This is a genomic window from Streptomyces synnematoformans, assembly GCF_039531005.1.
Lineage (GTDB): Bacteria > Actinomycetota > Actinomycetes > Streptomycetales > Streptomycetaceae > Streptomyces > Streptomyces synnematoformans.
On the sequence record NZ_BAAAPF010000312.1, the window covers coordinates 1 to 8,045 of the forward strand.

General features: G+C 75.7%; 8 protein-coding genes. 6 read left to right on the forward strand and 2 right to left on the reverse strand.

Annotated features, from left to right (window positions below; translation table 11 throughout):
* On the forward strand, window positions 1-688 hold a 688-nt coding region (locus ABD317_RS30205), incomplete at its 5' end, for a 5-dehydro-4-deoxyglucarate dehydratase (RefSeq protein ID WP_344293959.1).
* Between the two features lie 33 nt (window positions 689-721).
* Here ABD317_RS30205 and ABD317_RS30210 read toward each other — a convergent pair.
* Window positions 722-1,645, reverse strand: a complete 924-nt coding sequence (locus ABD317_RS30210; protein ID WP_344293961.1) for an NADP-dependent oxidoreductase — start codon at window positions 1,643-1,645, stop codon at window positions 722-724.
* Window positions 1,646-1,709: 64 nt separating this feature from the next.
* Between ABD317_RS30210 and ABD317_RS30215 the strand changes: the two genes are divergently transcribed.
* Complete coding sequence (locus tag ABD317_RS30215; RefSeq protein ID WP_344293963.1) at window positions 1,710-2,105, forward strand: RNA-binding S4 domain-containing protein; 396 nt, start codon at window positions 1,710-1,712, stop codon at window positions 2,103-2,105.
* A 9-nt stretch (window positions 2,106-2,114) separates the two neighbouring features.
* On the opposite strand, the gene ABD317_RS30220 is transcribed toward ABD317_RS30215, so the two are convergent.
* Window positions 2,115-3,017: an endonuclease/exonuclease/phosphatase family protein gene (locus ABD317_RS30220; protein ID WP_344293965.1), complete on the reverse strand. Its 903-nt coding sequence runs from the start codon at window positions 3,015-3,017 to the stop codon at window positions 2,115-2,117.
* Between the two features lie 214 nt (window positions 3,018-3,231).
* Here ABD317_RS30220 and ABD317_RS30225 point away from each other — a divergent pair, with 214 nt between their 5' ends.
* The 4 genes from ABD317_RS30225 to ABD317_RS30240 all read left to right on the forward strand — a co-directional run.
* Window positions 3,232-4,470: an NAD(P)/FAD-dependent oxidoreductase gene (locus ABD317_RS30225; protein ID WP_344293967.1), complete on the forward strand. Its 1,239-nt coding sequence runs from the start codon at window positions 3,232-3,234 to the stop codon at window positions 4,468-4,470.
* A gap of 10 nt (window positions 4,471-4,480) precedes the next feature.
* Window positions 4,481-5,437 (forward strand): sigma-70 family RNA polymerase sigma factor, encoded by a 957-nt coding sequence (locus ABD317_RS30230; protein WP_344293969.1) that lies wholly within the window; start codon window positions 4,481-4,483, stop codon window positions 5,435-5,437.
* A 58-nt stretch (window positions 5,438-5,495) separates the two neighbouring features.
* Window positions 5,496-6,347, forward strand: coding sequence for a PhzF family phenazine biosynthesis isomerase (locus ABD317_RS30235; RefSeq protein ID WP_344293971.1), 852 nt, complete (start codon window positions 5,496-5,498; stop codon window positions 6,345-6,347).
* Between the two features lie 139 nt (window positions 6,348-6,486).
* The coding region (locus ABD317_RS30240) for an MFS transporter (RefSeq protein WP_344293973.1) at window positions 6,487-8,045 on the forward strand (1,559 nt) is incomplete at its 3' end.

Consider the following 8,045-nt stretch of genomic DNA (forward strand, 5'->3'; position numbering starts at 1 on the left):
CCCGCTGCCGCACGCCGTCGCGTGCGGCAGGACCGCCGCCGCGGCCGGCGCCGACGGGGTGCTGCTGATGCCGCCGTACCTGGTGGCGGCGCCGGAGGCGGGGCTCGTCCGGTACGTGCGCGAGGTCGCCGCCGCGACCGGGCTGCCGCTGGTCGTCTACCAGCGCGACAACGCCCGCTTCACCCCCGCGGGCGCCGCCGAACTCGCCCGGATCCCCACCGTCACCGGCTTCAAGGACGGGCTCGGCGACATCGAGCTGATGCAGCGCATCGTCCCCGCCGTGCACGCGGCCCTCGCCGAACACACCGCGCCCGCGAAGGACTTCACCTTCTTCAACGGGCTGCCCACCGCCGAGGTCTCGGTCGCGGCGTACGCGGCCGTGGGCGCCCGGCTCTACTCCTCCGCCGCCTTCTGCTTCGTCCCCGAGGTGGCGCTCGCGTTCAACCGTGCGCTCGCCGCGGGCGACGACCAGCTCGTACGGCAGCTGCTGAAGGACTTCTACATCCCGCTCGTGCAGCTGCGCAACGAGGTCCCCGGCTACGCGGTCTCCCTGGTCAAGGCCGGCGTGCGGCTGCGCGGCCGGGACGTGGGCGGGGTACGGCCGCCGCTGGTGGACCCGCACCCCAAGCACCTGGCGGAGCTGGAACTGCTCGTCGCCGCCGGCCTGGAGATCGCCGGCGGCCGGTGACGCGCGCCGCCGGCCGCGCCCCCGCCGGAGGCGTTACGGCACGTCCAGCACCAGCTTGCCGCGCGTCCGTCCCGACTCGCTGCGCCGGAACGCCTCCGCCGCATCCGCCAGCGGCAGCGCCGCGTCCACGTGCACCGTCAGCTTCCCCGCCGCCGCCAGCTCGGCCAGCTGCGCCAGCCCCGCCGCGTCCGGGCGCACCCACACGACCTGCCCGCCGAGCTTCTGCACGTCGCCGTCGGCGATCGACGCCGACCGCGCCGCGTCCTTCAGCACCTCGCGTGAGACGTGCACCGCCCCGCCGCCGGCGAAGTCCAGCGCCGCGTCCACCCCGTCCGGCGCGATCTCGCGCACCCGGTCGGCGAGGCCGTCGCCGTACGTCACGGGCTCGGCGCCCAGCGAGCGCAGGAACTCGTGGTTGCGCTCGCTCGCGGTGGCGATGACGCGCGCCCCGCGCAGGACCGCCAGCTGCACGCCGAGCGAGCCGACGCCGCCCGCGCCGCCGTGGATGAGCACCGTCTCGCCGTCCCCGGCGCCCACCCGGTCCAGGGAGCGCAGCGCCGTGAGGCCGGCGAGCGGCAGCGCCGCGGCCTCCCGGAAGCCCAGCGCGGCGGGCTTGCGGGCGAGGGTCCGGGCGGGCGCGGCGATGTACTCCGCGTACGTGCCGTGCCCGACCTCGTCGCGGCGCACGTATCCCAGCACCTCGTCGCCCACGCTGAACTCCGGGGTGTCCGCGCCCAGCTCCTCCACCACACCGGCCGCGTCCCAGCCGGGGATGAGGGGGAAGTGGACGTACATCATGCCGTCGAGCCCGCCCGCCGCGATCTTCCAGTCGACGGGGTTGACCCCGGCCGCCTTCACCCGCACCAGCACCTGGTCGGGGCCGACCTTGGGCTGGGGCACATCGAGGAGCCGCAGGTTGTCCGCTCCGCCGTAGCCGTTCGTGACGATCGCTTTCATGATCCCTTCCAAGGTATGGGTCGGTGCGGATTATTCCGGAAAGGCGCCCCGTAGAGTCGGTGACATGGCTGGAGAGGACGGGAGCGTACGCGTCGACAGCTGGATCTGGTCCGTACGGCTCACCAAGACCCGCTCCGCGGCGGCCGCCGCCTGCAAGGCGGGGCACGTCCGGGTCAACGGCGACCGGGTGAAGCCGGCCCAGGCGCTGCGGGTCGGCGACGAGGTGCGGGTACGGCTGGCCGGCCGGGACCGGATCGTCGTGGTCAAGCGGCTGCTGCGCAAGCGGGTCGGCGCGCCGGTGGCGGTCGAGTGCTACGCCGACCACAGCCCGCCCCCGCCGCCGCGCGAGCTGGCCGCCCCGGTCGCCCGCCGCGCCCGCGGCGCGGGCCGGCCGACGAAGCGGGACCGGCGCGAGCTGGAGCGGCTGCGCGGCCGGGCGGAGGGTTTGGGCGGCGGGTAGCGGGGCCCGTCAGATCTGCAGGAACGCCTGCACCGGCAGGTGGTCGCTGGGGAACTGCCCGCCGCGCTCGTACGTGTTGATCTTCGCGTACCGGGTCCGCACCCCGGGCGTGACGAGGATCCAGTCGATGCGGTCGCCGTCCGGCACCAGCGGCCGGTAGCCGTGGAACGTCGCGTACGCGTCGCTGCGCCGCTCGGCCGTGTCCCAGGTGTCCGCCAGGCCGCCGCCCGCGAGCATCGCGTCGTAGACGGGGTTGCGGTGCGCGGGGACGTTGAAGTCGCCGGTGACGACGCGCGGCAGCGCGGCGTCGAACTCCGTGAAGCGGCGGGTGATCAGGTCGGCGGAGCGCTCGCGGGCCTCCTGGCTGACGTGGTCGAGGTGGGTGTTGACGTGGTAGAACTCGCCGCCCGTGACCAGGTCGCGGAAGCGCACCCAGGTGACCATCCGCAGCACCGCGTTGCCCCAGGTGTTGGAGCCGATCAGGTACGGCTCGTCGGAGAGCCAGTAGTGGTCGAACGCGACCGGGGCCAGCCGGCGGATGTCGTAGAACACCGCCATGAACTCGTCCTTGCTGCCGCCCTGCCGGCCGACGCCGATCCAGGCGTGGTGGCGGCCGAGGTCGCCGGCGATGTCGAGCAGCTGCCGGTACAGCCCCTCCTGGGTGCCGACGAGGTGCGGCTCCTCGGCGCGCAGCAGCGTCCGCATCACGGGGCGGCGCTCGGGCCAGGAGTGCGGCGGGGTGGCGGAGGCGTAGCGGAGGTTGAAGCTCATGACGTGCAGTTCGTCCTCGTCGCCGGCGCCGTGCGCGGGGCTGTCGGCGCGGGCGGCCGACAGCCCGGCGGCGCCGGGGGCGAGGGCCGCGGCGGCCGCGGTGCCGAGCGCGCGGCGGCGGCTCAGGGGGGACTCGGGCATGGGTCACCTCTGACGTTCGGGGGGTGCGACGTGGGGAGAGTCTCAGGCGGCGAGGTGAGTGGGAAGTGACGCGCGCACGTCAGCGATAAGAAATGCGCACCGTCCGGCGCCGCCCCGCCGGAACACCTGTGGTCCACCTCACATGCCGTCCCTGTCAGCAATCGGGGCGCTGTCCCGCTCAGGTAGCGGAAACAGCAACCGACGGGAGCACCCCATGAAGCACCGCATCGTCGTCCTGGGCGCCGGCTACGCCGGATCCTTCACCGCCGGGAACCTGGCCCGCCGGCTGGCGCCGGCGGACACCGAGATCACCATGGTCAACGCCGAGCCGGACTTCGTCCAGCGGCTGCAGCTGCACCGGCTCGCCGCCGGCCAGGAGATCGCGGCCCCGAAGCTCGCGGACGTCTTCGCGGGCACGGGGATACGGCTGCGCCTGGCCCGGGTCACCGCCGTCGACCCCGGCCGCCGGACCGTCACGGTGGCCGACGCCGCCGGCGGCGGCGAGCTGGGCTACGACACGCTCGTCTACGCGCTCGGCAGCCGGGTCGCCGACCACGGCGTCCCCGGGGTGGCCGCGCACGCCTTCGACGTCGCCGCCCGGCCCTCGGCGCTGCGGCTGCGGGCGCGCCTGGACGGCCTGGAGACGCGGGCGGAAGGCGGGCGGGTGCTCGTCGTCGGCGACGGGCTGACCGGCATCGAGACCGCCACCGAGATCGCCGAGTCGCGGCCCGGTCTTTCGGTGTCGCTGGCCGCCCGCGGCGACCTGGGCGCCCGGCTCGGCGCGAGCGCCCGCGCCCACCTGCGCCGGGCCTGCGACCGGCTGGGCATCACCGTCCTGGAGCACACCACCGTCGCCGCCGTCGAGGCGGCGCGGGTGCGGTGCGCCGACGGCACCGTCCTGGCCTCCGACGCGACCGTGTGGACGGCCGGGTTCGCGGTCGGGCCGCTCGCCGCGGCCGGCGGGCTGGAGGTCACCGGCAACGGCCAGATCGTCGTCGACCGCCTCATGCGGTCGGTCTCGCACCCGGACGTCCACGCCGTCGGCGACAGCGTCTGCGCCATCGGCGACAACGGCCGGCAGCTGCCGATGTCGTGCGGCTCGGCCGGCTACACGGCCAAGCAGGTCATCGAGGCGGTCGTGGGCGGCCTGACGGGCCGCGACGTCGAGCAGACCAAGCTCGTCCACCGGTACAACAGCATCAGCCTCGGGCGGCGGGACGGGATCCTGCAGCTGGTCGACGGCGAGGGGCGGGCCAGGCCGGCCTGCCTGGGCAGCCGCACGGCCGCCCGGATCAAGTCGGGCATCGTCAGGGGCGCGCTGTGGGGCACCCTGCACCCGACCCTCGGCCTGCCCAGGCGCGGGCGGCGCCTGGCCGCCCCGCCGGACGGGTCCGCCGCACCCGCGCCCGCCTGCTCACCGGCCCCGTCCGGTGAGACGTCCGCCAGGCCCTAGGGTGGCCCGGGTGGACCCGACCGCCGCCGACCGCCTCGACGCCGAGCGGTTCGAGGCCGGCCGGAACCGGCTGGCCTCGCTAGCCTACCGGCTGCTCGGCTCCGCCGCCGACGCCGAGGACGCGGTGCAGGACGCGTACCTGCAGTGGCAGGCCGCCGACCGGCGGCGGATCGAGGTGCCGGAGGCGTGGCTGACGAAGGTCGTCACCAACCTGTGCCTCGACCGGCTCCGCTCGGCCCGGGTCCGCCGGGAACGCACCGCCGGCGCCTGGCTGCCCGAACCGCTCCTCGACGGCGACCCGATGCTCGGCCCGGCCGACACCTTCGAGCAGCGCGAGTCGGTCTCCCTGGCCGTACTGACGCTCATGGAGTGGCTGTCCCCCGTCGAGCGGGCCGTCTACGTCCTGCGCGAGGCGTTCTCCTACAGCCACGCGGAGATCGCCGGGATCCTCGGCGTCACCGAGGCCGCCAGCCAGCAGCATCTCCACCGGGCCCGGCGCCGCGTCGCCGCGGCCCGCCGCGGCGGCGGCGAGGCCGATCCCGCGTCCGCCCGCAGGGTCGTCGCGGAGTTCTTCGCCGCCGCCACCTCCGGCCGCACCGAGCGGCTGGTGGCGCTGCTCACCGACGACGCGACGGCGGTCTCCGACGGCGCCGGCCTGACCGAGACCCTGCTGCGGTACGACACTCCGGAGCGCATCGCGGCCATCGCCGGGACCGGCTTCCGGCCCACGCCCGCGAAACGGCGGTTCGCCGGCGGCACGCCGGCCGTCCACCACGCGCTCCTCAACGGCGGCCCCGCCATCCTCTTCGTGGTCGGCGACGACGTCACCGGCGCCGTGACGTTCGACCTCGCCGGCGGCAGGATCGCCACGGTGCGCGGCATCGCCGCCCCCGCCCGGCTCGTCCGGCTCACCGGGGCCTGGCGGCGGCACCCGCGGGACCGCCCGCCGCTGCGCACCAGCTGGTGACCCGCGCCCGCCGCGTACCTGCGGGAACAGCCGCCGGGGTCGCGGAGGTTCCCTCCTCATGACCGACGTACTGCGCTACACCGCCTTCGCCACCGACCCCGCCGGCGGCAACCGGGCCGGGGTCGTCCTCGACGCCGCCGGCCTGACCGACGAGCGGATGGCCGCCATCGCGGCCGACGTGGGCTACTCCGAGACCGCCTTCCTCACCCCGGGCCCCGCCGACGAGGCCGGCCCCGGGCGGTCGTTCACCGCCCGCTACTTCAGCCCCGCCGCCGAGGTGCCGTTCTGCGGCCACGCCACCGTCGCGACCGCCGTCGCGCTCGCCGAGCGGCTGGGCCCCGGCGGCTTCGCCCTGCACACGCGGCCCGGCCGGGTGCCGGTCGCGGTGGCCGAGGCGGACGGCGTGCTGAAGGCGACGCTCAGCAGCGTCGAGCCGGACGTCCGCGCGGCCGCGGACGGCGACGTCGCCGAAGCCCTGGCGGCGCTGCGCTGGCCGGCCGCCGACCTCGACCCCGGCCTGCCCCCGCGGCTGGCCTTCGCCGGCGCGCACCACCTCGTCCTCGCCGCCGCCACCCGCGCCCGCCTGGCCGACCTCGACTACGACTTCGACCGGCTGCGCGCACTGATGGAGCGGCTGGACCTGACCACCGTCCAGCTCGTCTGGCGCGAGTCCCCCGGCGTCTTCCACGTCCGCGACCCGTTCCCGGTCGGCGGCGTCGTGGAGGACGCGGCCACCGGCGCCGCGGCGGCCGCCTTCGGCGCGTACGCCCGCGCGCTCGGCCTCGCCGGCGAGAGCGCCCGGCTCACCCTCCACCAGGGCCACGACATGGGCCGCCCCTCGCTGCTGGAGGTCGAGATGCGCGCCGGCGACCCGCGGGTGCACGTCACGGGGGCGGCGGTACGCATCTGACGGGCCCCGGGCATGTGACCCGCGCCACATTCGAGATTTCCCGGCTCCGGTGTCGAAATCCGTCCCGCCCGCTCGACGCACGGGTGAGAGGCGCCCGAAGGGGGCGCCGGACGGTTGTTTCCGACAAGGAGCACACCCCATGGCTACCGACATCGCGACACGGGCCGGGCGGCGGGAGTGGATCGGGCTCGCGGTGCTCGCGCTGCCCGTTCTGCTCGTCTCCCTCGACGTCTTCGTCCTGCTGCTCGCCCTGCCGCACCTCAGCGCCGACCTCGGCGCGAACAGCTCCGAGCAGCTGTGGATCATGGACATCTACGGCTTCATGCTCTCCGGCTTCCTCGTCACGATGGGCACCCTCGGCGACCGCATCGGCCGCCGCCGGCTGCTGCTGACCGGCGCGGCGGCGTTCAGCGTCGCCTCCGTCCTCGCCGCGTACTCCACCGGCCCGGAGATGCTGATCGCCGCACGCGCGCTGCTCGGCATCGCCGGGGCGACGCTGGCGCCGTCGACGCTGGCGCTGATCACCAACATGTTCCGGGACCCCTGGCAGCGGTCGGCGGCCATCGGCATCTGGTTCATGTGCTTCATGGGCGGCGCGGCGATCGGACCGCTGGTCGGCGGGGCGATGCTGGAGAACTTCTGGTGGGGCTCGGCGTTCCTGCTCGGGGTGCCCGCGATGGTGCTGCTGCTGATCCTGGGACCGGTGGTGCTGCCCGAGTACCGCGACACGAAGGCGGGCCGGCTGGACCTGGCGAGCGTGGCGCTGTCGCTGGCGGCGGTCCTGCCGCTGGTGTACGCGCTGAAGGAGCTGGCGAAGGACGGCTGGGCGCCGGTGCCGCTGGCCGCGCTCGCGGCGGGCGGCGCGTTCGGGACCGTCTTCGTCCGGCGCCAGCAGCGGCTGGAGCACCCGCTCATGGACCTGCGGCTCTTCCGCAACCGGGCCTTCTGCACCGCGCTCGGCGGGATGTTCGCCGGCACGTTCCTCATGGGCGCGCTGATGCTGTTCATCACGCAGTACCTGCAGCTGGTGCAGGGCCTCACCCCGCTGAAGGCGGGCCTGTGGATGCTGCCCGCGGTGGTGGCCTCGGGGATCAGCTTCGGCCTCGCCCCGGTCGCGGCCCGCTCGGTCCGCCCGGCCCGGCTGATCGGGGGCGGGCTGTGCGTGTCGGTCGTGGGCCTGCTGCTGCTCGTGCTCGCGGACGTCTCCGGCGGACTGCCGTACGTCGTCACCGGGTTCGCGCTCATCAACCTGGGGGCGGGGCCGCTGGTGACGCTCGGCACCGACCTGGTCGTCAGCTCCGCGCCGCCGGAGAAGGCGGGCTCGGCGGCGGCGATGAACGAGACCAGCGGCGAGTTCGGCTACGCGCTCGGCATCGCGACCCTCGGCAGCATCGGCACGCTCGTCTACCGCGGGCAGATGGCGGACGCCGTCCCGGCCGGCACCCCCGGCCCGGCGGCGGACACCGCCCGGGAGGGCATCACCGGCGCGGCGACCGCGGCGGCGGACCGGCCGGCCCGGGCGGCGGACGCGCTGCTGGCGCCGGCGCGGGAGGCGTACGTCAGCGGGATGCACGTGGCCGCGGTGATCGCGGCGGCCCTGCGGGCGGGCGTGGCGGTGCTGGCGGTACGGCTCCTGAACCACGTGCCGCCCACGGGCACGGCACCCCGGGAGCCGGCGCCGTCCCCGGCGGCCGGCTC

What these genes read in the sequence shown, in the direction of transcription:
- ABD317_RS30215 (WP_344293963.1), top strand. Translation starts at nt 1,710, where the DNA reads ATGGCTGGAGAGGACGGGAGCGTACGCGTCGACAGCTGGATCTGGTCC.
- ABD317_RS30210 (WP_344293961.1), bottom strand. Translation starts at nt 1,645, where the DNA reads ATGAAAGCGATCGTCACGAACGGCTACGGCGGAGCGGACAACCTGCGG.
- ABD317_RS30220 (WP_344293965.1), bottom strand. Translation starts at nt 3,017, where the DNA reads ATGCCCGAGTCCCCCCTGAGCCGCCGCCGCGCGCTCGGCACCGCGGCC.
- ABD317_RS30225 (WP_344293967.1), top strand. Translation starts at nt 3,232, where the DNA reads ATGAAGCACCGCATCGTCGTCCTGGGCGCCGGCTACGCCGGATCCTTC.
- ABD317_RS30235 (WP_344293971.1), top strand. Translation starts at nt 5,496, where the DNA reads ATGACCGACGTACTGCGCTACACCGCCTTCGCCACCGACCCCGCCGGC.